Below are 25247 nucleotides of genomic sequence, written 5' to 3'. Positions count from 1 at the left end.
TCGTTAGCTATTCCTTCTTTAGCTGCCTTCCTCTTGACTTTGAATATCGTCAGGCTCTTGAATTTCTTCAGGTTTTGAATCTTGAGCGGATTCCTGCATTTCATCTACGATTTCTGTCTCTTCGTAAACTTCTTCAGGCTCGGTCTTGCGCCTGTATTGTTGCTCGATCAATTTGTCTTCGTATTCCTGAATGATGTTTTCGAGTTCAACGCTTTTGAATTGAAAAACCGGCTCGGCCTGCACTAGTCGCGCCCAAAGACTTTGCCCGCCATAATCTTTGAGCATGTCTCGAGTTGCTTGATACATCTTGATATTTTTATTCTCGCAGGAATCCAGTTCCGAAACGGTAAATTCTTGGAGTTTTTGCAGCTCGGCATGCTCCAGGCTCAATTGGTTTTTGGACTGATTCAATACCTTATATTTTTCGACAACTTCGACCAATTTCCCATGAGTTTGATCGAGCCGGCCGCGAACCGCTTCAATGGTACTTTTTTGCGTGTCCAGCTCGCCGCCCAGTTTTTCTTCACGAGAAACCGCCGCTTCATGCTGCTCTTTCAGCGTTTCGATCTCGGCGGCCAGCTTATCGTTTTCTGCTTTCAAGGCATCGCGCTCGGCGGTCATTTCGCGGACCATCGCCTGCAGCTTGTTGATGACACGCGCGCTGCCGCCGTCGTCTCGCCTGGCTGCCTGAGCATAAACGGCATTCGATAACAATGAGGAAACAAACAAAACGGCCAAAAAATTTGAAATGATCTTGATCATAAGATTTGATGATATTCGGAAATTGATCACAATTGGCCGTCCGGACAGGACAAACATTGGCTCGCCTCTTCTATAGATTTCACGGCTCACCACAACCTTAAAACTTGGTGTTGATATCGATTTGGAAAACGTCGATACCATAAGGCGGCCCGGTTATCGCTTCTGCGGTTAGCCAGCGGCTAGTTAACCAAACATTGTTGAGCAGCGCATAGTTAGCCCCGAGAATCCAGCCTTTAGCATTCGTGCCGCCGAGGTGAAAGTCCGAATCCGAAAAGGCATCGACTACCGCATCGCGTTCGACCCGTTTATAGGCGACAAAAGTACTCCAATTGCCTTTTTTATCGACTCTCAACCAACCCAAGTCGGCACGTAATTGCCAAGCGGTAGTTTGTTCGTCCACTGCCCCGCTGCCCAAAGCGCCGCCTAATACTCTCGCGGCTGCCACTTTTTCGCTGTCGAAGCCGATGTTCTTTGCATAATCACCGGATAACGTTAAGTGAATCGGATCAAATAAGGCCATATCATAGCGTGCGGTAAAATTGACAATTTTAAACTCAGACGCTAAACCAACCATACCGGGAAATTCGCTGGGTAAAGGATCATTAAATGCACCGTCACGACAGATTGTTGCCAGCGTATTACCGCCTTGCATGAATTCCGGCATCGAAGCGGTATTTTCACGAGAATTGACATCGCAGGTACCGGATGCGGTTGATGTATTCGGCCTGGCTGTGATATTTTTAAAATCATAATAAGCCAAAGCCATTCTCAGATTGTCTTTATTTTTAAATCCCCAGTCCAAACCAACCTGTCCGCCGAACAGCCATTTATCGTTATGACTGAATGGAGCTTCCTGCAGCGGAAAAGCCCCACCTGTCGCATAGAGTACTCGTGCGCCGTCACCTAAACCATTAGACAATCCTAAGTTGTATCGATAAGTCGCCGCAAAACCTTCGAATGACAAATCGGTATCCCAAACCAACTCGGAGCCACTGGTGAACTCCCCCCCTCCAACGAAAAAAGGATTTTTGATACGTCCGCCCATCAGAGAAAGCCAATTAAAACCGAAACTGTCGACATCGTCGTATTGAAGATAGGCCCGGTCGATGTTGAAGTCATAACGATCGCCTGTTTGCCCCATGGTTTGATTTGTTGAAACGGGATCTCTGAAATTACCGGTCGATAGACGGATTCCGGCTTCTAAACCTTCCGCGATATCGGCATCGATGCCCAACCGAAAGCGTTGCCGAAAGCGCTGATTGTTCGTCGTAGTATTTTCGATAAGGTCCAACCCCGCATTTCTGGCACCGCCCAGTTGATTGATTGCTTGTCCATTCGGATAAAAAGGGAAAATACTCAAGCCGCTGGCATTTTCATCGGCATAAAAAACCGGCTCATACCGCAAACGCAAATCCCCCGACAACTTAAATTTTCGAGTCCATTCCGGCAAGGCATCGGCCAAACCCCAACCTTCTTCCTTGGCCTTACTGATTACGTCACCGGTAACATCTTCGCGCAATTCCGCGCGGATCTCATCGCGAATTTGATCCTTGATAAAATCGGGAATATAGGAAACCCGGACTTCGTCGTCGGCGAGTTCGCCAACCGATGCCGCATTGCTTAGCGCCGCGGCGGTCCTTGCTTGCGATGCGATCTTCCCAGCTTCGGCTTCGGCTTCCTTGAACATCGTTTCAGCGGTTTCTTCGGTCAAAACGCCTTGTTTGACCAATTGCTTGATTAGGCTTTCGGTCGTGCTGCGCAGTTTCAGCAATTCCTCTTTTTCACCGGCCTGCACCGGCCCTAAAACGCTCAACAACACTAAGGCCGTGACAGCCTTTTTCTGTAACATTGTCTTTCCCATTAACTGAAGTTAAATGCGGTTCGTAATTCGAAATTTGATCGGCTGTTTCATCCCGGCCGGCGGGGCTTTATTGATTCGTTTCAACTTGGAGAGCGTCATTTGCAACTTTTCGTCGATCCGAGCATCGTCACTGCCCCGGACCAATTCAAATCGAGTCACATTACCTTGCTTATCGACCCAGATACGAACCGTCGCCGTGTAACGCGTTCTACGTAAATCGTCGACCTCGGAAATCACCACTTGCATTTGATTCCTGATAATATTGCCGTACCAAGCGTTGGGATTGCCGCTCAACAATCCGCGCCCGCCTTTCCGTGCAGCCAAGCCAAAGCCGTCGGAACCGGCGCTGCCGTCAGCATCAAGTCCCAAACTATCGGCAGGCGGCGCATCGTCGACATCCGGGAGATTTTCAGGCTCCGGATCAGGCTCCGGGATCTTTTCCTCGATCTTTTCCGGCTCGGGCGGCTTCTCAATTTTCGGTGGGGGCGGAGGAGGCGGCGGCGGCTTCAACAAGGTAATCGGCTGGATTTTTTTTTGCGGACGCTCGTCGCTGTCTTGCTTGAAATTGCTAATGCCGTAAATTATCAGAGCCACCAAAATCAAACCAATCACGCCGCCGATGATCTTCGGCAGATGCACCTTCCAGCTTTTGTGTTTACTCATAACCGCGTTATTTGACTAGGTTCTGCGTCACCAGACCGATCTGCGTAATATCGATGCGGCCCATTAAAGCCAATACATCAACAACGTTCTGATATTGCACGGTCGCATCGCCTTTGATGATCACTGGCAATTCCGGATCAGCCGCACGGTACTGTTGTAGTAATGATTCCAACTGCTCCAACGTTACCGGATAGGTATCGAGAAAAATCGTACCGTCGGCCGTGATCGTGATTGCCTTGGTTTTCGGCTTGGCCAAACTCGGTGTATCACTGGCTTTCGGTAAATTGACGGTGATTCCTTGCACGGCGGCCGTGGTCATGATAATGAAGACGATTAACAACACATAGGCCAAATCCAACATGGACGTGACATTGATATCGTCGTAACTTTCCAGTTCTTCTTTGTAACGCATAATAAATAACTCGTTCGTATTTGGTCAGAGCGAGACTAAAGATACTCGCTGCCTGGCAATTCAAGAGGTCCGCTGATTAATCGGAGTAACGCTCGGAGAGTTTGGCCGTAAACTCGTCGACAAAAATATACATATCGGCGGAAATCAATTTAATACGGCTATTCAAATAGTTATAACCGAACAAACACGGAATCGCGACAACCAGACCCGCAACGGTTGTAGCCAATGCCGCTGCAATACCGGGTGCGATCGCATTGACGTTAACCTCGCCGCTTGCGGCGATTTCGCCGAAGGTCGCCATAACCCCGATTACGGTACCGAGCAGACCTAAAAACGGACCTCCGGAAATAGAAATTGTCAGTAACACCATCAGACTATTGAGTTTTTGCGTTTCTCGAATCAAACAAGATTCCATCGCTGCTCGAATCGAATCCATGCCTTTATCGGTGACAAACGCCTCGGCAACATCGGCGCCGACACTCTTGGCAAGGCGATTGTGCAGTTCTTCTATACCGACATGATACAACCGGTAAACGGAAGACCCGGTAAAACGTTCATGCCCCCCGGTCAACGAAGCCAACAATGGCGAGGCATTGACCGCTTCGTCGTCCTCGGTATCTTCGTGGTTCAGCGCTTCCAATTCGGCAGTTTTCAACTTCATGAACTCGTCTTCGAAGTTTCTGTTTTCTTTATGATTTTTGATCAATACCAACGCCTTCGCGGCCATCACCAAAAAACTGATAACCAACATCACCGCCAATATTCCGATGATGATCCACCCATCGAGCGATACATGCTGCATCGTCGACATCACATGCGACCCACCGCCGCCTTCCGATTCCGGCGATAAATCTTCGCCGTACACCAATAACGGCGAAGCCTGCCCTTGCATCAATGCATCGAATTTGATCGCTTCTGCCGAACGCGGAGACTTGTAAACACTTAATTGATCGATCGCGCCGACCAATCCGCGCGCGCCATAGGCATCGCCACCAATGGTAATATCGCCGTCAAAGCCGGGAACTATTATCGAAAATGACCCGACCTCAGCACCGTTCAAATAAATCACTACCCTATCGGCAGTTACGATTGCAGCGAAATGGTGCCAACTTCCCGGAGTGAATGGTGTAGAAACGGGAAAAGTCTGCACCTCACCGGAAGCATCGGCAAGCTCTAAATTCGCCGTTTGTTCTCTAACAGAAAAAGTCAGGCTTCCTGTTGCTCCGGCTCTTTGAAAGACCACACCATCTTCATTCGGTTGATCGATTTTTAACCACGTAGACAAAGTCCAACCGGGATCGGATGCTGTCAGTAAAGACGCGGAAGCCGGTATTCGAACGATTTGCTCCCCTTCAAAAACACCTGCATGCCCAATCAAGCCGCCTTCCCCTGCCGCTGCAGTCGCTTCGGACGGATTATTCGCATAAGCGGTCATGTCGGCAACGCCATCTTTGGTAAACGGCAGGCTCAAGACTTGATCGACAGGAAAAACACCGGCCGCATCCTGCCCGTCAGGCGCCAGAGGATTGCTGTAATACATGTACAGAGTTGGTTCCGGGGCCGTTGCAATATCCTTCGGTAATTTGACCCAAATCAATGCCATTTCATTGATTGGGTCCAATTTTTCGATGTAGAACTTCAATGGCGTTTTGTCATCTCCCGCCATAAAGCGAATATCCTTTCCCAGATCCGCCACATCCATGAAATATGAAAAGTTGCCGGTGTGTAAACGAATCAGTGCAAGGGCATCATCAGGAACGCTAACTCCCGCCTGCGTGAGATCCAGATCTATTTTTTTCTTGTAACTCCAATCGGCGTTCCACCATGCGCAGGCCATTTGCGGCATCAGCATCAAAAAAAATAACAAAAATCCAAATCGTTTCATTGGTGCTCTCTTATTGCTTAACTTAAAGCAAAATTATTTCAGAGATTTATGACACGATTATGACGGTAGAAGCAGTATGACTATCTGATTTCGGCAAAAAATGCGCCGATCTTATTAATAAGGTGTAAAAAAATTGTGACAGACAACTCGAAGCAAAGTTATCAAGCTCAGATAAAAGAATTAAAGATGACTCATAGTAACGGCTGGCGCGAAAAATCATCGCAAACGTAATACATTTCATCAATATTTAACACAACTGTAAAACAGTAGACGCATTACTGTGAAAAAATTCTCCTAAGTCGAATGGCTTGATACGGAGCTGTTCCGTAAAGACATTTATTCAAAGCAATTTATTAGCTCACCGCTACTTTAAAGAATTTGTTTGAAAGTGTCTTTTAGAGAGCTTTTTAAATATTCAAAGGCGTGTGTGAATTTTTACATTTGCAACCATTTCCATCAACTCTTACGAGAATTTAATCATGAAAAAACATGCGTTAACGGCTGCTTTGGCGGCTCTTTCTTTAACCGGGTTTTCCGGCGCGGCACAGGCCTGGACACCTAGTGATACGCCCGACCTGGAGCTGTTCATGTCCGGCGCTACCGCAATGGACAATGCCATGACTAGTATGTTCAACAATATCTGCCAAGACACCGATTATTACACCGATCCCAATAATGGTGCCGGTTACCGAGCCTTCTTTTGCACCTTGACCCCGGCTAATGTCCCTGGACTGTCGGCGCCAAAAAAAGTCCTGTTCATCAAACGCTCGGCGGGCGGTTCGGCACAAGGCGTCAATCCGTTAGCCGAAGAGTCGCAACTGGATGCGTTGAATATCTTTAACAACAACTGTACCGAAGACACTGCCGGCGGAAAAAAATGGACATGTACCATCAACAACCCGGGCGATTTGACGCCAAAACATCCCAATATCGGTATTTCCGATGTAGACCCTTTTATGTTCCGAGGCCGGAATACGCCTAAGGGTTTCAAACCGATGACACAGCGTAGCATCCAAGCACTGGAAGTCAGAGCGGTAGCTGCATTGATTTTTGGTGTGCCGGTAACCAATGGTTTATATGATGCGTTGCAAACCGTTCAGATAGACCGGGGAGAACTGCCCGGCTCCTGTTCCAAGGGTGAATATACCGAAGAATGTATGCCCTCTTTGAGTAAACAGCAAGTCGCTTCATTGATCACGGGCCAAATCAAAAGCTGGGATGAATTCATCGTCACGAAAGACGGCGTTGATCATCCACTGACCCAATATCCCGGCGTCACTCCACCACAGAGTGATCTGATGCATTACTGCAAAAGGGTCGACGGTTCCGGTACCGGCGCCCAACAATATGCGAAATTCCTGCACCATCCATGTACGCGCTGCGCGATGGAGCCGATGGTTTCGGATCCGGTAATCTCCGATGATAATCCGTTTGAGGGTCCCCGCGTTTTCGAAAACTCCGGTTCCGGCAATATGGACAGATGTTTGGATGACTTCGGCAAAGGCACCAATACCAGCGGTTTAAACAGCAACATCAATGGACAAGCAGTGACCGCATGGGCAATCGGCCAACAAAGTTTGGAAAAAAATGCCAATAACGCATTTGCCTATAAGTTCATAAAAATCGACGGTTATGCGCCCACTTTGAAAAATGCGGCCAACGGCACTTATATGGATTGGGTGGAGCCGACTTTCCAATGGCGTAAAACCGGTGCAGGTTCACCATCCGGCGATACGTTGGCAATCATTGAAAAAATCGTAGTCGATGCCGCCAACCCAACAACGGTTGCCAGCGTTCTCAATCAAACATCCAGCTATACTTTCGGAAAATCAGGTTATTTGGCGGTCGCCAGTAACGGTCACCCCTTCTCGCACATTGTCGATGAAAACGCTCCGGTCATAGGTTATTCGCATGCCGCGGGCGGTCTATTGGATAACTGTAATGTCCCGGTGTTGTTGAAAATCGATTCCGACAAGCCTTTATAAGTAATCCTCTAATCCTAACCACCCCTCTGGAATACGTGTCTGCAATAGACCGAGCAAGGATGCACCTTTATTTACAGCCTCCGTCCTGCGGGGGCTGTCCTGTTTGTAACATGCTAACAATTCTATGATTAAAAAGGTTTTTTCGACGATTCGTTGGTTAGTTGTCGTGGTTATGTGCTTAACAAGCTCAATAACACTTGCCGAAGACGAAAATCACTTCGACCTATGGGAGCTTAGAGTCAAAGGCAATACGTTGCTGGACCGTAAAACCATCGAACGGGGAGTCTACCCTTTTCTAGGCGAAGATAAGAGCATCGATACCGTGGAACAAGCCCGCGCCTCACTGGAAAAAATCTATCACAGTCAAGGATACCAAACAGTCGCCGTGGACATTCCGGAGCAGGACGTCGTCGGAGGCGTGGTGTATTTGGAAGTGACCGAGGGCAAGGTATCCCGTTTACGCGTGACCGATTCGCGTTATTTCTCATTGGGTCGTATCAAAGCCAAAATTCCGGAATTAGCCGAAGGAAAAGTGCCTAATATTCAAGTCATGCAACAGCAGTTAGCTGACCTAGGTAAGGAATCGTCAGACCGAAGCGTGGTGCCGATATTACGAGCCGGCGAAACGCCCGGCACGGTTGAGGTGGATTTAAAAGTCAAAGACAGCATGCCCATTCACGGCAAAGTCGAAGTCAACGGCAGAAATGTCGCCAATACTAGCCGCTTAAGGACGATCGCATCGTTACGCTACGATAATTTATGGCAAAAATTCCATAGCGCCTCATTCATGTATCAGACCTCGCCCGAAAAGCCGGAAGAAGTCGAAGTCTTCGTCGGCACTTATGTCATGCCCTTGCTCGATACCGATGCCAAACTCGCTCTGTATGCGGTCAGTTCGTCCTCGGATTCGCAAATTGCCAGCGCCGGCGCCTTATCGGTCATCGGCACCGGCGATATTTACGGCGCCCGATTGATTTTACCGCTGACCGGCAAAGATCATTATTCACACAGCTTTACTCTTGGCGTCGATTACAAGTCCTTTGCCGAAGACCTCAATTTACTCGGGGCCGACACCTTAAAAACTCCGATCACTTATTTACCGTTCATGGCTCAATACAACGGTACGGTCAGCGATGAGAACTCCCTGCTGTCATTCAATTTAGGCGTGAATTTTTCAATTCGCGGCCTCGGTAACGATGAGCAGGAGTTTGCCGACAAACGCTTTCTGGCCAAACCGAATTACCTGATGCTCAACGGCGGCATCGATTATAAGTACAACCTGCCTTGGGGAATGGATTTTGTCAGCCGTATATCCGGTCAAATCGCCGATTCGCCTATTATCAGTAACGAACAATACTCGATCGGCGGCGATGACAGTGTTCGTGGCTACTTTGAAACTCAAGTACTGTCAGATGACGGCGTGCAAGGTTCGATCGAATTATATTCGCCGAGATTGCTCCCTTTTGACAGCGACTGGGAAGCCGTCAATACCTTTCGGGGCCTAGTCTTTTTAGATGCCGGACGAGGTTGGATAAAAAGCGCACTGCCCGGTATCGATAACAAAATTAATTTGGCCAGCGGCGGCGTCGGCCTTCGGTTTCAGGCGTGGAAATATTTGGTTGCCAATCTGGACGTGGCATTTCCGTTTATTTCGCAAGGCACGATCGAAAGCGGTGACCCCCGGCTGCATTTTAGAGTCGCTGCCGAATTTTAGAGGTAATGAACATGGCTAATCAACAAACCAGCAAAAAATCTCAGAGTGTCTCAACTGGCTTCACGCTAAGTCCCATCGCTGCTTGCGTCAGGATTGCGATGCTCGGCGGGATCGGAATTTATCCATTGGCGGCAACGCATGCGGCAGGAAACCTGCCGGTCCCAAGCCCGGTTTGGGCCAGCATGGGTAATGCCTCTGCATCGATTACCGGCAACCACATGCGCATCGATCAGCATACCGATAGAGCAATACTAAACTGGCAAAGTTTCAATATCGGCCAGGATCATTCCGTACACTTTCAACAACCTGGTGCGAACTCCATTGCGTTGAACAGGATTTTTCAAAATGATCCTAGCCGTATACTGGGAACACTAACAGCCAACGGTCAGGTCTATTTGGTTAATAGCAATGGATTTGTATTCGGTAAAAATTCGAAAGTTGATGTTAGAGGTTTGGTGGCCTCGACGCTAGCGATAACCGATGATGTTTTCGACCAAGGTATCACCAAGGTTTTTGCCAACAATGGAACGGCAGCCTTCAATGGCAATGGAGACTTTTATATAAAAAACGAAGACGGTAGTTTTAGACTCGATGAAGATGGCAACAAAATCAAAATTGCAATAAACGTCGATGAAGGCGCCCAAATCAAGTCAACCGAAGGCCAAAATATCTTGATCATTGCGCCGACTATTACTAACGAGGGTAATATCGAAGCCGACGACAGGCAAGTCGTGTTGGCTGCCGCAACCGATAGGGTCTATTTACAAGAGGCCGGCAACGAGGGGTTATTGGTTGAAGTACAAACCGGAGGCGAAATCAACAATTTAGGTAGCATCGCCTCTAAACGCGGCACGATCAGCTTAGTGGGATTTGCCGTCAATCAAAAAGGCAAAGTCTCGGCTAGCACCTCAATGAACATCAATGGCAAGGTTCGCCTAATCGCCAGAGAAGGAGCCACGACATTCCAAACGCCTGACGGTTATGCCATGCAAGCCAGCAGAACTAGACGCGCTACTGATACTGGCGACGATTTAGGAACGTCGGCCACCGTCCGTCTTGGAGAAAACAGCCAAGCCGAGATTTTGCCGGAATTGGACACCGGTTTGACTGCAATCGACGAACAGATTCAGCCGCTCTCGCAAATCGACATCATGGCGCACAAGGTTCATTTTCAAAGCGGTTCGCAAGTCAACTTGCCGGGCGGAAAAATCAATGTCGTAGCAACCCAAAACCCGTCAAACCCTCTGCAAGCCTCGGCCAACCGAAATGACAGCCGTATCTTGATCGACTCCGGCGCTAAAATCGATGTTTCCGGCGTAAAATCTACTGTCAAACCGATGGAGAGCAATGTCGTCGCAGTCGAATTACGTTTGAACCAACTGAGTGATGCACCGCTACAGCGAAATGGAGTGCTATTTGGTGAAACCATTTTTGTCGATATTCGAGCCGGTACGCCGTTGGCCAACATTCAACCCGCTATCGATGCTATCGAGCGTCCTTTGGGTGAACGATTGGCTAAAGGCGGTGAAATCAACCTTAGCTCAGAAGGCGATACCATTGTTAAAGACAATGCCATACTCGATTTTTCCGGCGGCGCGGTAAAATTTTTAGACGGCTATATCCGCACTTCGAAATTAATATCGAATGGCCGCGTGTTCGATATCAGCGAAGCGCATCCGTCATTGCGCTACGACGGCATTTACGGAAAAGTTGTCAAAAACCATAAAAAATGGGGCGTTGAGCAAGTCTGGATTACCGAAGGTCCGTTTGCCTTGGCACGCAAAGAAGCCGGCTATACCGACGGCCATGATGCAGGCAGTCTGACCATTGCCAGTCCCAATGTCATCCTGGAGGGTCAGTTAAACGGCACAACCGTCAGCGGCCGATTACAACGCACCTTGGCGGAACGCCCCAAGGGCGGCACGTTGACGATCGACATGCGCTCCGCTTCGGAAGTCGATCAAGCAGTAGTATTCGCCAATGTCTTGACAAATTCGACGGTTAATGTCGACTTAAACCAGCCGTTCCCTTCCTCAAACGATAGTCAATTCACCCCTTTGGTGCTGCGTACTCAACCGCTGTCACAAAGCGGCATCATGGACTTGTCAGTTTTGGCGCACGGTACCGTGACTGTTTCCGACGGTAGTAGACTTAAATTAGCCGATGGCGCTCAATTGAATTTACAAGGCGGGGCTATCACTATCGGCGGTGAAATCAAAGGCGCTGGCGCTCAGGTAAATCTTGCCACTGATTTGAATGCCCGAACCCAAGGCAGACTATCCGGTGCGATTTCACTCGGCAGCAATGCAAGGATCGATCTTCAAGGTGGTTGGGTCAACGATATAACAACACCGTTCGATCTATTGGATAACAATAAGATTACTTTGGATGGAGGTAGCTTTATTGCCCGCGCCAATGGGGATATTAATATTCTGAAAGGCAGCCGCATCGACGTCGGCGGAGGGGCTTGGTTGCAAACAGACGGTAACGTTCAAGGCGGTAAAGCCGGAGGTATCCATCTTCATGCCGTGGCGGAAACGACAGGTTCCAACATAACATTGGACGGCACGCTCAGCGCCTATGCTCTTCGTCAAGGCGGCACGCTTGAACTCGAAGCCAATGCGATTGTGATTCTACGCAGACGCGAAGAAGAATTGGAAGGACTGCGTCCTTTACAACTCGAAGCCGACATTTTCGGAAAAAGCGGTTTTTCCGATTATATTCTGACCGCTAATATTAACGGCTTGGTCGTTGATGAAGGCGTTAAAATAAAACTGCAACAAACTAATCGTTTATTGAATGGCAATGCCGTTAATCGTAGCAGCTCGAATAGCATTGCCGGAATATCTCGATTGGGCAAGCTCCCTGCGATCGACCGCCTACCGAACAATTTAACTTTGCAATCGGTTCACAGCATCAATCCGAACCCTAATAGCCATTTAATCGTTAATAAGAACGTCAAGATCACTGCCGATGCCTTGAGCAACGTCTCGTTAGTCTCCGATTCGTCTTTATTTTTCGATGGATCGATCAAAGCAAACGGCGGTAACGTAGCCTTGAGCATCATTCCGCCGCAAGGCTTACCGACGCTGGACCCATTGTATCAACCCCGCCAGGGACTTTGGCTCGGCGACAATGCGCGAATCGATGTTTCCGGTATCGCGATGACGTTGACCGATGCGTTCGGGCTCAAAACGGGCATCGTCCACAATGGAGGAAACGTTAATTTAACCGCCGCCCGCGGTTACATAGCCTCCAACAGAGGTTCGCAGATCGATGTATCGGGAACGGAAGCCTTGCTAAACCGCCCTCGCCTATTGCCCGGCGCGGAAAATATTACCTTCAGTACGGAAAAAGTTGGATCGCACGGAGGAACTATTACCATCAGCAGCGCCGAAGCCATTTTCATCGAAGGCGGCATGCTGGCCAAAGGCGGTAAAGCGCCCGGCACGTCCGGCGGTACTTTAACGGTCCGTCTAGACGACACCCTCAGAGAAATCCCCGTTGAAGAAGGAGTGATTCCTAACTTTCCGATAAAACCGGGCATTCTCAATTTCTCCCAAACTAAGAATGAATTTTTTGATGCCTCCTTCAGCCAATACGGCGATGCGCTTCCAACCGGACTGCAAAGACAAGGCTTTATAGCGGCCCAACAAGTGTCTGATTCCGGTTTTGCAAATTTGAACGTGCAAGCGGACGGCGAAATTCGCTTTCAGGGTGATATCCATTTGGATTTACAACATGCCGTAAACTTCGACAGCCCAAAAATGGCTTGGCAAAGACTATCGGAAAACGATACTGGCACGGTCGTTTTCAATGCGGCGCATGCGTCTCTAGGCTCGAGCCGAACCCGACGTGCGACCGGCAACCCAACGAGTGGAGACGGCCATCTTCAGGTCAATGCCGACCTAATCGAATTATTTGGAGGTGTTTTTACCGCAGGATTCAAGCAAGTCGATCTGAACGCGGATAGCGATATTCGCTTACGCGGCATTCGCACATTGTTTACGCAACGCGACTATCTGGGTGAATTTTCGACGTATTCGGCGTTGAACCTTAAGGCCGATCAAGTCTATCCGACAACGCTCAGTGATTACAGATTGACGGTAAAAGGCGATCCAAACGGAAGCATCGCGTTCAGCAGCGGGGGGCAATCCCGTCCAATCTTATCCGCCTATGCAAAATTGACGGTCACAGCTCCGAACATTCAGCATGACGGCGCTATTAAAGTACCTTTCGGCGAATTGACCTTCGATGCATCTCAAACGATTCATTTCGGCGCGAATAGTTTGAGTTCGGTATCCGCCGAAGATCAAATCATTCCGTTCGGTGTCACAGAAGCCGGTTTGGAATGGTTATATCCGATTGGCAACCAAAATTTGATCGTGCAGGCGCCGACCAAAAAAATAACCGTCAATGCGGACCGAATTCAACATGACGAAGGCGCCGTTATCGATATTTCCGGAGGCGGCGATTTACTGGCCTACGAATTCATCCCCGGTATCGGCGGTTCCATCGATGTCTTGGCTACCGGTAATTCGTTTGCCGTCTTGCCCAACCATTCCGGTTACGCACCGTTCGACCCGCTGGAATTTCCCGGTTCGGGTTTGTCGATCGGCGACAGCATTTATTTGGGTGAAGGGAGTGGTTTAAAAGCCGGTTATTACACGCTATTACCTGCGCGCTATGCATTGCTTCCCGGGTCTTATTTGATAACGCCACAGCAAGGCAGCGACAACATGGCGCAAGGCAGCCGTTCGGTCAATTTAGACGGCGCCCCGGTTGTGGCCGGATTTAGAGCGATCAGCGGCACCAACATCAAGGACCAGAGCTGGTCCGGATTTGCCGTCGAGCCTGGCAAAATTGCCTTAACTCGTTCGCAATTGGACCTATCCGCGGCTAGTCAGTTTTTTGTCGAGCAAGCACAGCGGAAAGAATCGCCGATTCCTCGCTTACCTGAAGATGCGGGATCGCTGCTGTTCAACGCAAAATCACAATTAGAATTGCCTTCCGTTCTCGCCAACGCCAGAAACGGCGGGCTAGCAGGTTTGGTCGATGTCATTGCCGACAACATCGCCGTGGTCAACGACAAGACGGGCGCTGCAGGCCGCGTAGAACTGAGTGTAAGCGATCTCGATACCTTTACCGTAGGCAGCTTATTTTTAGGCGGTATCAGAACAATCGACAGTGAGACCGGTGCGATCAAACTCGACGTCAAGTCCAAAACTGTCGAAATCGCCGAAGGAACCCGCCTCGAAGGTTCCGAAATCATTATGGGCGCCACGGACACGATCGAACTCCAAGCCGGTGCTCAAATCGTGGCAACAGGCGGCAAAGACAGTTCGGCACCCGGACAGATTTTAACAACCACGGGAGACGGTGCCCTGTTACGCGTTTCCGGCGATGCGCAAGCGCAAATCGTCAGAACGGGCACCCAAGGTCTGAAAGGAGATCTGTTGATCAGCGACAATGCTCAAACCTTGGCTCCGAGCGGTTCGATACTCTTGGATTCGACCCGGAATCTACAAATGAATGGCGTGTTGGATGCCGGCAAATCGTTGAACATTGCCGCTGAAGCCATCAATATCGGTGAAGTAAACGAAAATCTCCCCGGGCTTTCGCTGGATAACCGGCAGTTGAGTCAATTGAAGGTCGAACAATTGGTGCTGACCAGCCGCAGCAACTTGAACATTTATGGCGGCGTTTACCGCACCGATGCTTCGGGTTTAGCGCTCAGAAACGACGAGCTCGAACTAATGCCGATCGAATTCAATCTTTTGACGATCGCTACAAAAGGTATTGCCGGTTTCGACAATTCCGGCAAATCTGCCGGTCTTTCTGCCGATACCGTCACGTTGACCAATACATCCACGTCTGCACAAACCGAAAAAGGCAACGGGACGGGCTCCTTGTCGATCGCTGCCAACAATCTAGTATTGGCTGGAGGCGACTTTACCTTGTCAGGATTCAATGATATCAATTTGAATCTAGCCGAGTCGTTAATCGGTTCTAGTGTAAACACACTCAACACTCTGGCCGACACGACGATCACAGCAGGCTTTATTACCGGTACTTCAGGTTCCGAAACCAAGATCGATGCCGACACTTATCGCTTAGCGCTCAATCACAACCAACCCGGCTCTGTAGATTCGCAACCGGGTATTGCGGCACGGCTCAATTTAAATGCAGGCCATGTCGTCATCGATACGCCATTACAATTCAACAGCGGTATCGTAAAAGCGAATGCCAAAACAGGCGATATTGTCCTCAAAGAGAATGCCATCATTGATGTGTCCGGAAGAATGGTAAGAGCCGGTTTAAGCGAATCGGCTCCGATATCAGCCGGACGTATCGATTTGACCGCGCGGCAGAACATTAACACCGAAGCCGGTAGTCAACTATTGTTGAATGCTATCAGCCCACAAATGTCGGCAGGATCGCTTGCACTTTCCGCAACCACGGGATTGGTCAATTTGAATGGCACGATCAACGCGAAGGGAGGTAATCAGGCCGAGGGGGGGTCGGTTCGGCTCGACCTCGGCAGCATGGGCGGCAACCCGTTCGGCTTGATGAATCAGAGCTTGGTGGATTCCGGTTTTAGCAGAGCAATAGATTTACGACTGAGAAATGGCAACTTAGTCATTGATGAAGAGGATTCGATAAGCGCGAACGATATCAAATTAACCGTCGACAAAGGCGCATTGACGATTGCAGGCACGCTCGATGCCAGCGGCCAACATGGCGGTAGCATTGAACTTAATGCTCATAGCAGACTAACCTTGTCCGGAAGTGCACGATTGCATGCAAACGCCACCGAAGCATCAGGCGATGGCGGCAAGGTCAGGCTCAGCTCGACTAACGGAGGCGGTATCAGCATTCAGAATGGCGCTTCGATCGATGTCTCGGCCAATGGCGGCCGTGAAGGCGATGTGCATATTCGTGCCGAACGCCTGGCAGGACAGGTCAATGTCGCCCCGATTGCCCCCGGCACCATTCTCGGCGATTCTAACGTCGTCATCGAAGCAGTCGCACAGTACAACCTCAACAGACTGGACGCTGCAGCAATCAATAGCATTAGAAACGATACCGCTTCGTACATGAATAGCGTTTCGACAACGGCATTCGGACCGGGATTCGAATTAGCTCCCGGAATAGAGGTCAAATCGGAAGGCAATCTCACCTTGGCCGCCAACTGGGATTTAGTCGATTGGCGTTATGGATCCGAACAAACACCCGGCTATTTGACCCTGCGAGCAGGTGGAGATTTGTTGCTCCAAAACGGCGTAAGCGACGCTTTCAAAAATGGCGTACTTCAGGTGACGCCTACCTTCTCGAGGCCTGTGATCGATATGTTGCAACCCGGGCGTTCATGGAGTTACAACTTCGTTGCCGGCGCGGACCTGAATTCTTCAGATACGAAAATGGTAGTGGCCGCGGACAATCTGAATTTCGGCGATATGCGCCTCTTCAACGATGTGAAGATTCGCACAGGCACCGGGTCCATCGATTTCAGCGCAGGACGCGACATTGTCTACGGCAACGATAAATCGGTCGTGTACACGGCAGGAAGGCCGGACGATGAGGATCGCTTCGGTTTTCCGCTAATTCGCGTAGCGTCCAGCTTTTACGTCGAATACCCTAAAGACGGCGGCGATATCCGTTTTAATGCCGGACGCGACGTTCGCGGCGCGGTGACCAACCAAATCGTCACGGATTGGTTGCTCCGAACCGGCAATTGGTCTCGAAACGAAACTCACACAGGGGAAAGGCCGACCGCCTGGGGTATCGCGATCGGTACGCGAACCGGTTCAGGCATCGTGCCGGATTACCGGCAAAATGTCGGCGCCCTGGGTGGCGGCAATATCACTATCACAGCCAGCGGGACGGTCAGCGATCTCTCCGTGGTCATTCCAACCACCGGTAAGCAAGTCGGACAAAGAGTCGATCCGAACGACTTTAATAATCAAAATTACTTGACCAATGAAGTCGAGATCAATGGCGGCGGAAACCTAAACATCTACGCCGGAGGTGACCTAAAAGGCGGCATCTATTACGTCGATAACGGTACGGCGACATTTAATGTTGCCGGCTCGCTCAATGCCGGCTCGTTCAAGACCGTCAGTATTGCGGAAATGAATCCGATATTGGCCTTGGGCAATGCGCAATATCACATTACTGCCGGCAAAGATATCGCCCTACAAGCCATTATCGACCCGATGATTTTGTCGCAACCGGCCAATAAACGCCCGGATTTACTATCGATCTTCTTTAGATACGGTGAGAACAGTGCGGTCAATCTGACTTCGCTTACCGGAAACATCAGCCTCGGTAACGATGTTTCCGGGGTAGTCGATTTAATGAATTTCCAACGCGGCGCTCTGATCAGCTTCGACGGTGCAGCCAGAGACGCTCTATCGGTGGCCCCCGGAACATTGAAGGCCTACGCTTTATCAAACGACATCATATTCAAAAATGGCTTGATCATGTATCCGAGCAAAATCGGTCAATTTGAGCTTTTTGCCGCGAATAATATTATAACCGCCAGCAATGGCAATGCCGTAAATGTGACCATGTCGGACACCAATCCGAATTTATTGCCGACGGTATTGAATCCTGCTGCCAACTATAACGACGCCAGGCTGAGATTGGTGCTGTCCGGTATCAGTAGCGAGCCGGACAAAATCTATGCTTCGATTCCAAATCATATTAATGATCCTATACCGGCTCTGATCAGCACAGACGTTGGCGATATCCTGGGCAAGGACCCTTTCCAGTTCATTATGGCGAAACCGACACAAGTGTCGGCCGGCCGGGATATTCGTAATGTCAGCTTGCAATTTCAGCATAATATCAAAGATGCCGAATCGATCGTATCGGCCGGCCGCGATTTCAAATTCGACATCGTTCGAAATCCCGCTACCGGAGCATTGGTTAATGTTGTTCAACGTATGGAGGTTTCGGGTCCGGGCCGTTTGACATTAATGGCCGGACGACATGTCGACTTGGGTTCTTCCGAAGGTATCACGACTACGGGCAATCAAGTCAACACGGCATTAGCGGAGGACGGTGCTGCAATTAATGTGATTGCAGGATTAGCGCAAACCCAATTCGCGGCACCGGATTTTATGAAAAGCTACCTAAGCAATGGTGAAAGCCTTTACGAAAGTTACGAGCTTGCGGTTGCCGACTATATGCGAAGAATCACCGGCAATGACGATTTAACAGTGGATCTAGCGCGAGCAGCCTTTGCAAGCTTGCCGGCTGTTGAACGGTCGCATTTCAACGCGCCTTATTTAGCGGACTTGATCGAAACCTTCAACGGACTTATGAAAGATTACGGTAATCGTTTTTCGATTGCTAAAAACAGTTTCGATAGCGCTAGCGATACCCAAGCCCGGTTCAATTTCAAACTAGAAATGGATAGAGCGCAGTTTGAACTTCTAGCTGCCATCGAAACGCTATTTCCGGGAACCACCGTTTTGGCCGGTCGCCAAGATTATACGATCGATCCCGCCAATGGCACTGTTTTCAGAGAAGGAGCTTCGGCCAGCAGTATCCTGGAAGATGCATTTTCTAAAGACAGAAACAAAACCCAAACCGGCGATATTTCGATGTTTTTCAGCAAAATACACAGCACCGATGGCGGCGACATCAATTTATTGACGCCCAATGGCGGCATCAATGCCGGTTTGGCGGTTAATTCCAGTGGCGCCAAAGATGCATCGCAACTGGGTGTCGTAGCCATCAAAAAAGGTGCCGTGCATTCGATTGTCCGAGACGATTTTCAAGTGAATACGACCCGAGTCATGACGCTCGGCGGCGGCGATATCTTGATCGGTTCGACGGACGGGAACATCGATGCCGGTAGGGGAGCAAAAACAGCCTTGGCGGCCCCAGCTCCGATCATTCGATTCGACAGTGAAGGCAACATAATCATCGAATTACCGCCTGCCGTGGCTGGCAGCGGTATCAGAGCAAACATGGCGCCTGACGGCAGTCAAGGCGATGCCTTATTGTTTGCGCTTCAAGGCATTATCGATGCTTCGGAAGCAGGGGTTGGAGGTAAAGACGTCACCGTGGGTGCGACAGCCATCGTTGGATCCGACAATATCGATGTCGGCGGAGTATCGGTCGGTGTACCGACTGCTTCGACAGGAAGTTTGGCCGCAGGCCTCGGTAATGTCAGTAATGTGGCGGCTAGCATAGCGCAAGCCATAGACGATAGCGCGGATGTTGCCAAATCAGCCAAAGAACAAATGGACAAAGCTGGAGCGCAGGGAATCATCAGTGTCGATATCATCGGTTTTGGCGATGAAGATGTCTGATACGACCTCCAGCCGGGCAACAGCTCATTTTGTCATATTAATGTCACGATTCCTTCACTGAGCTGTCATATTGCGCTGCCATAATTCCAGTGAAACATCTGAATTTTAGGGTGACCTGCTGATTCCACAATAAAACTAAGTCTGAGCGGTCGCGATGCCATTCTCTTTAAGTCGACGATATCTATCGTTTTTAAATTGGTCCGGTTCGACGCCTGCTCTCAACACTTTCACTCTTCACAAAGCAAAATCACTACTTATTTCCAATTTTAACTACAGTTTTAAGGAATGTTTTATGACCATATTAGACGTATCATCGTGTTCATTAGAACCGGTAATCAATAAGCCACATTCGGAAAACCGAGGCGGAGCCTCATTTTTCAAATACAACCCTAAATCGCAGTTATTGATTGGCTTAATGATTGCACTCAGTTCATTGTCTCTCTCCCCGGTTGCGGAAGCAGCAAGACCCAGAGTCATAATCGACAAGATTGCACCGGTTGAAGAAGGTAACCTTGTCACTTTGAATGCTAGCAATACTTTTGATGTCGATGGTAAAGCGTTGACTTACACGTGGCGACAAGTTCAAGGACCCGATGTCGTCATTAACAATCCCAATGCTCCTATCGCCACATTCACTGCGCCGACTATTGAAAAAACCAATAGCCGTACCAGACCTGTCAGATTACGCTTTGAATTGGAAGCCGATAATGGCGATGACAGACTAGCAACTGCAAGTAGACGCGTACCCGTCAGGGTTCTGCCGGTCAATAACCCACCTGTTGCAAATGCCGGTCCGAATCGCACGGTAAGTTGGGAGGCAGCTTCATCAGGTATTGATCTCGATGCTTCCGGCAGTACCGATGACGGACAAATCATTCAATATCGTTGGAGATCCTTGACCCCAAGAAACCAATTGCCGAGAGGCGCCAGAGTTAGATTGACAAACCCTAGAGCCGAGCGCGCTTCATTTGAATTTACCAGTCCCGACCGAGCCTCTCCGGTAACATTGGATTTCGAACTGTTCGTTCGGGATAACGATAGAGCTATAGACAGAACCACCGTCTCTATAACCGTAGCCGAAGGTCTCGCGCCTCCAGTCGCCAATGCCGGAAGCGCACAAACGGTTACATCGGGAGCGTCCGTAACGCTTAACGGCGCTGGAAGCACTGGAACAATCGACAGTTACGCATGGGAACAAACTGCCGGACCTTCAGTAACACTGTCCAACCCGAACAGCGCTTCAGCCGGATTTACCGCGCCGACCGTCGCCACACAGACTGTTTTGACCTTTAGACTCACTGCAGCCAATAGCGCCGGCCCGTCGCAAGCGACTGTCAACGTCACGATCACCCCCGCAGCTACTGCACCGGTAGCAAACGCCGGCAGCGCACAAACGGTCACATCGGGAGCGTCCGTAACGCTTAACGGCACTGGAAGCACTGGAACCATCGACAGTTACGCATGGGAACAAACTGCCGGACCTTCAGTGACTCTGTCCAACCCGAACAGTGCTTCAGCCGGATTTACCGCGCCGTCCGTTATTGAGCCAACCCTTTTGACCTTTACACTCACAACGACCAATAGCGCTGGCTCGTCACAATCGACTGTTAATGTTACAGTCAATCCTATTTTAGTAGCTCCAGTAGCTAATGCCGGCAGCGCACAAACGGTCACATCGGGAGCGTCCGTAACGCTTAACGGTGCAGGCAGTACCGGAACCATCGACAGTTACGCATGGGAACAAACTACCGGACCGTCAGTGACTCTGTCCAACCCAAGCAGTGCTTCAGCCGGATTTACCGCACCGACCGTCGCCACACCGACCGTTTTGACTTTTAGACTCACGACAACGAATAGCGCCGGATCATCGTCCGCAACGGTTAACGTGACAGTCAATCCTCAAGCAAGCGGTAATATCAGCGCCACTTTGGAAATCGATGATGTTGCTCTAAACGACCCAACCGTATTGCTATTGTCGAATATACAAGGAGGATCTCAACCCTATACTATTACCGTAGATTGGGGCGATGGCGAAATTACAGGACCAGTTACTCTCAATTCCGGAGTTACGAATTACAACGTTGAGGATTTCTACTATGAAGAAGTTGGTTCTTACAATATTACTGTTACGATCAGGGATGCAAGCAATCAAACAACAATATTGACGGAAAACATTACGGTTGCGGAATCCGCCGAATGTAATTAATCGTTAAAGTACACCGGCTAGGTCGATCATTTCATCTAGTTCGGTGTCCTTAGAAAAAATGCAAAACTGAACTTATTTTAGATTTTTTAATGATCAAAAGGGCTTTATTGAAGCCCTTTTTTGAACCTAAATCCTGCACATAAGCACTGGGAAAATATAAATAGGCTATACATATCATTTATATAATGATTTTAATGACCGCACACGCCTCACGCCAACCTCAAAAAATCTTACCTCCAGCCAACCGGCAAAGTTCATCTGTCAGCAACAGCAACCGGTTTAACCAGTCAGGCCGGCTTAATTCCGGTAATCAAATTTCTCAAGCGTATCGGTTTTGAAGATCTGGTCAAACAGACCGTACCGCATGTGCGTGGCGATAATGCCGCTTACCAACTCATGGATGTCGTATTGCTGACTTTGGTCGGCGTGGTCGGGAGCGCCCAATCAATCGCCAAGGTATGCGCAGCATAGACGCCAACTTAAAGCATAAAGCGTTAATTTGCAGTTGAAAAAAAAGTGTGGCCACAACATAGAGTATTTTTACCGACGAAAGTGAAATCCCTATGAAGCAGCCACAGCTAACAGATATACCCGTCGTAGATCAAAATTCGGCGACGGGGTGCTCGGCAAAGGCTTTGCCAGCATGGAGCTGGCATAGCGCCTACATGGACGTATTCACGGCGTCCTTTGACGGGCACCCCGGCGCCGAATTTTGACCTCCAATGAGTATACATACGTGCCGGCACACTTGCTGAACAGAGTTTGACGAAGGCGTCACTCCCACAGGAGCGGCGATGAACGCTCTGTGAGAGCGATCCCATGATCGCGATTTCGAAGCCGGTTTCGTTGGGTGGCAATAAATGGCATCGAGGTCTCATTGGCTAAAATTGCAAAAGAGAAATTTTTGACTTATGTATAACAATGAGAGCTGGAGCTTGGGTAACAGCATATTTTGTTTTTGCGACTGCGACTGGCCCCTGCTCGGACATTTGGCTTCAGCAAGCTGAAGCATCTTGCTAATCAGGTTAAGTTAAGAGTTCTAGCGTTTCACTCCCCTCTTTGAAAAAGCATAGGTATCTACACAAGTTTTCAGCTTTACAAAACAATTAGTTAAGTTAATTTTTCTGTAATCTAGGATAAAAAAGTAGACTAAAAACATCAATTTTTAGTCCCTATCTTCATAAAAAACCAGAAGAAACTTAATAACAGATTGATTTTGAATAATAAAGATGTGTAGATACTTATATTGAAAAAGAGGGGTTGGGGCAGATTTTTCTAATAACCCCCCCCTCAATACCCCTTTTTCAAAGGGGGGAAGAAGGCTAACTTTATGGCAGTGACGCAGAGCGTGGGAACGATAATTACCGGAGGCTGAATAGTTTCATTCACGGGATTACGAACGCCCGTTTGAGTCTGTTGCATGTCCGGTTACGGCTTGGCCCCTCTGCGCCGATATTCTCACCCCCGACGCCCCGTTTGGTTTAAAATAATCGGCTTTTGACTTCGCACGATACGCATTGCTGAATGAAACACGGCGGTAATATTTATAGTTTTGCCGAACGCATCGGCTGTCGACCGGATCAGGTCTTGGACTTTTCAGCCAACATCAATCCCGTCCAGGCCATCGACTGGCGCACGTTGCAATTCGACCCGTCGCCTTATGCCGATCCCGATTACAGTGCCTTAAAAGAAGCGCTTCGCTATCGCTACCCGTTGCCGAACGACACCGACCTGGAACCCTTCAACGGCGCGAGTGCCGCGATTTTTGCGTTATTGCGCCGACTCCATCCCGAAGAGGTCGTACTTTATACGCCGATGTACGTCGAATATGGACGCATCGCGCAACAATTAGATTGCCGCATCCGTTGCATCGACCGTTTCGACCATTTTGAACAAACGGAAATTCCGCCGCACAGCACCGTCATTTTCGTCAATCCGGCCACGCCCGACGGCGCGCTTTACGACCTGCACAAGCTACTGGCCCAATGGCAGGCCGCTCGATGCACGATCCTGATCGACGAATCTTTTCTGGACTTCTGCCCTGCCGCCGCCACGACCAGTATCGCCGACAGGATAGGCCAAATCCCGAACCTTTACCTGATCAAGTCCTTGAGCAAGTTTTACGGCAGCGCCGGCGTCCGCATCGGTTTCGTCGCCGCCGAGAAAACGGCAATCACAAAACTGAAACAACTCGAGCCGGCGTGGAAACTGTCGAGCTTCGATATCGCTTACATGCAGCAAGCCCTTTCTAACGATACCTTCGCCAATAACACGCGCCGGCAAACAACACAGCTTCGCGAATCATTGAGGCAAATGCTGGAGGATTCCAAACTGTTCGACCGGGTATATCCGAGCCAAGCCAATTTTATCCTCGTCCGTTTGGCGAAAATCGACGGCCATGCCTTGCAACGTCACCTGGAAAAGGCGCGAATCTTGATTCGCGTGTGCGACAATTTTGAAGGCCTGGATAAGCGGTATGTGCGCTTCGCGGTTAAGGATGCCGAATCGATCGCCCGGCTTGCCGAATGTTTGCAACATGTTTGAATTGGCAGCGCTGGCCTATTTGATCGACCTGCGTTTCGGCGAATTCCGCACGACCCACCCGGTCGTGCTGATGGGCTGCTTTATCGAAGGGTATGAGCGGCGTTATTATCGCGACAATATTCGATCAGGCGCGACATTGGTCGCCAGCCTGTTAACGATAACTTTAATCATCGCCCTCTCGATCGTTTACGCCTGCCAACAATTACCGTATTGGCTCGCCCTACCCGTTTTAGCCGTCATCGCATCGATGGGGCTTGCGATGCAAATGCTCCATGCCAGCGTCGCGGAACTATTGACCGCCGAACAACCCCGACAAGCCTTGCGTTACCTGGTGAGCCGCGATACCGAAACGATGAGCGATAGCGAGGTCTATAAGGCGGCGATTGAAACTTGGGCCGAAAACCTCAGCGACGGCGTCATCGCGCCTCTGTTTTATTTGGTCTTATTCGGCCTACCGGGCTTGGCCGTTTACAAAGCCGTCAATACCTTGGATTCGATGATCGCCTATAAAACCGACCGCTATCTTCATTTCGGCCGAGTCGCCGCCAAACTCGACGATCTCGCCAACTTCATCCCGGCCCGTTTGACGGCCTTGTTGATCATTTTAGTGTCGTCCGATAAAAAACGGGCTTGGCAATGCTTATGGCGGGACGCCGATAAACTGGAAAGCCCCAATGCCGGCCGGCCGATCGCCGCGATGGCGGGCGCCTTGGGCGTGGCATTGGGCGGCGATGCGATGTACCATGGCCGGCTGAAAACCAAACCGGCTCTGGGCGATGCCATCGTGCCGGTCACTAAAACCACGCTATCGAAAGCCTTGTCCATGAAAACACCCATTGATTTTACGATCCTCGGCCTATTGGCCGTTGGTTTCTTGCTGTCTTGATCAA

11 protein-coding genes and 1 pseudogene are annotated in these 25247 nt (G+C 49.6%); 7 read left to right on the top strand and 5 right to left on the bottom strand.

What is annotated here, in order from left to right; translation table 11 throughout:
* Positions 1-18: 18 nt before the first annotated feature.
* The 5 genes from EQU24_RS05435 to EQU24_RS05415 all read right to left on the bottom strand — a co-directional run bounded on the left by EQU24_RS05435 (position 19) and on the right by EQU24_RS05415 (position 5583).
* Complete coding sequence (locus EQU24_RS05435; RefSeq protein WP_138767089.1) at positions 19-762, bottom strand: hypothetical protein; 744 nt, start codon at positions 760-762, stop codon at positions 19-21.
* A gap of 97 nt (positions 763-859) precedes the next feature.
* Positions 860-2611, bottom strand: a complete 1752-nt coding sequence (locus tag EQU24_RS05430; protein WP_017840466.1) for a putative porin — start codon at positions 2609-2611, stop codon at positions 860-862.
* 21 nt (positions 2612-2632) lie between these two features.
* The gene (locus tag EQU24_RS05425; RefSeq protein WP_017840467.1) at positions 2633-3286 is read right to left on the bottom strand and encodes an energy transducer TonB family protein; all 654 of its coding nucleotides are present in this window, start codon (positions 3284-3286) and stop codon (positions 2633-2635) included.
* 7 nt (positions 3287-3293) lie between these two features.
* Positions 3294-3698, bottom strand: a complete 405-nt coding sequence (locus EQU24_RS05420; protein ID WP_014149416.1) for an ExbD/TolR family protein — start codon at positions 3696-3698, stop codon at positions 3294-3296.
* Between the two features lie 76 nt (positions 3699-3774).
* Complete coding sequence (locus tag EQU24_RS05415) at positions 3775-5583, bottom strand: DUF2341 domain-containing protein (RefSeq protein WP_017840468.1); 1809 nt, start codon at positions 5581-5583, stop codon at positions 3775-3777.
* A 479-nt stretch (positions 5584-6062) separates the two neighbouring features.
* On the opposite strand from EQU24_RS05415, the gene EQU24_RS05410 reads away from it, so the two are divergent.
* From EQU24_RS05410 to cbiB, 7 genes and pseudogenes are all read left to right on the top strand, one after another.
* Positions 6063-7568, top strand: coding sequence for a hypothetical protein (locus EQU24_RS05410; RefSeq protein ID WP_017840469.1), 1506 nt, complete (start codon positions 6063-6065; stop codon positions 7566-7568).
* Positions 7569-7692: 124 nt separating this feature from the next.
* Positions 7693-9282, top strand: a complete 1590-nt coding sequence (locus EQU24_RS05405) for a ShlB/FhaC/HecB family hemolysin secretion/activation protein (protein ID WP_017840470.1) — start codon at positions 7693-7695, stop codon at positions 9280-9282.
* Between the two features lie 11 nt (positions 9283-9293).
* Positions 9294-19607 (top strand): filamentous haemagglutinin family protein, encoded by a 10314-nt coding sequence (locus EQU24_RS05400; RefSeq protein ID WP_026130130.1) that lies wholly within the window; start codon positions 9294-9296, stop codon positions 19605-19607.
* Positions 19608-19899: 292 nt separating this feature from the next.
* Entirely contained in the window at positions 19900-21813 is a 1914-nt protein-coding gene (locus EQU24_RS05395) for a PKD domain-containing protein (protein WP_017840472.1), read from the top strand.
* Between the two features lie 243 nt (positions 21814-22056).
* Positions 22057-22278, top strand: a pseudogene (locus tag EQU24_RS23435) (IS1380 family transposase); the annotation flags it as partial.
* Between the two features lie 1059 nt (positions 22279-23337).
* Positions 23338-24357 (top strand): aminotransferase class I/II-fold pyridoxal phosphate-dependent enzyme, encoded by a 1020-nt coding sequence (locus EQU24_RS05385; protein WP_017840474.1) that lies wholly within the window; start codon positions 23338-23340, stop codon positions 24355-24357.
* Positions 24350-25243, top strand: a complete 894-nt coding sequence (gene cbiB / locus EQU24_RS05380) for an adenosylcobinamide-phosphate synthase CbiB (RefSeq protein ID WP_017840475.1) — start codon at positions 24350-24352, stop codon at positions 25241-25243. Before EQU24_RS05385 ends, cbiB begins: the two co-directional genes overlap by 8 nt.
* Positions 25244-25247 lie beyond the last annotated feature (4 nt).

It is taken from the genome of Methylotuvimicrobium buryatense (assembly GCF_005931095.1).
Classification (GTDB): Bacteria; Pseudomonadota; Gammaproteobacteria; order Methylococcales; family Methylomonadaceae; genus Methylotuvimicrobium; species Methylotuvimicrobium buryatense.
Note: the sequence above shows the minus strand (reverse complement) of the source record. Positions and strands in the feature narration are given on the sequence as shown.

Bases quoted from the DNA above. Each gene is read 5' to 3' on its own strand.
- EQU24_RS05435 (WP_138767089.1), bottom strand. From the start codon at position 762: ATGATCAAGATCATTTCAAATTTTTTGGCCGTTTTGTTTGTTTCCTCA.
- EQU24_RS05430 (WP_017840466.1), bottom strand. From the start codon at position 2,611: ATGTTACAGAAAAAGGCTGTCACGGCCTTAGTGTTGTTGAGCGTTTTA.
- EQU24_RS05425 (WP_017840467.1), bottom strand. From the start codon at position 3,286: ATGAGTAAACACAAAAGCTGGAAGGTGCATCTGCCGAAGATCATCGGC.
- EQU24_RS05420 (WP_014149416.1), bottom strand. From the start codon at position 3,698: ATGCGTTACAAAGAAGAACTGGAAAGTTACGACGATATCAATGTCACG.
- EQU24_RS05415 (WP_017840468.1), bottom strand. From the start codon at position 5,583: ATGAAACGATTTGGATTTTTGTTATTTTTTTTGATGCTGATGCCGCAA.
- EQU24_RS05410 (WP_017840469.1), top strand. From the start codon at position 6,063: ATGAAAAAACATGCGTTAACGGCTGCTTTGGCGGCTCTTTCTTTAACC.
- EQU24_RS05405 (WP_017840470.1), top strand. From the start codon at position 7,693: ATGATTAAAAAGGTTTTTTCGACGATTCGTTGGTTAGTTGTCGTGGTT.
- EQU24_RS05400 (WP_026130130.1), top strand. From the start codon at position 9,294: ATGGCTAATCAACAAACCAGCAAAAAATCTCAGAGTGTCTCAACTGGC.
- EQU24_RS05395 (WP_017840472.1), top strand. From the start codon at position 19,900: ATGACCATATTAGACGTATCATCGTGTTCATTAGAACCGGTAATCAAT.
- EQU24_RS05385 (WP_017840474.1), top strand. From the start codon at position 23,338: ATGAAACACGGCGGTAATATTTATAGTTTTGCCGAACGCATCGGCTGT.
- cbiB (WP_017840475.1), top strand. From the start codon at position 24,350: ATGTTTGAATTGGCAGCGCTGGCCTATTTGATCGACCTGCGTTTCGGC.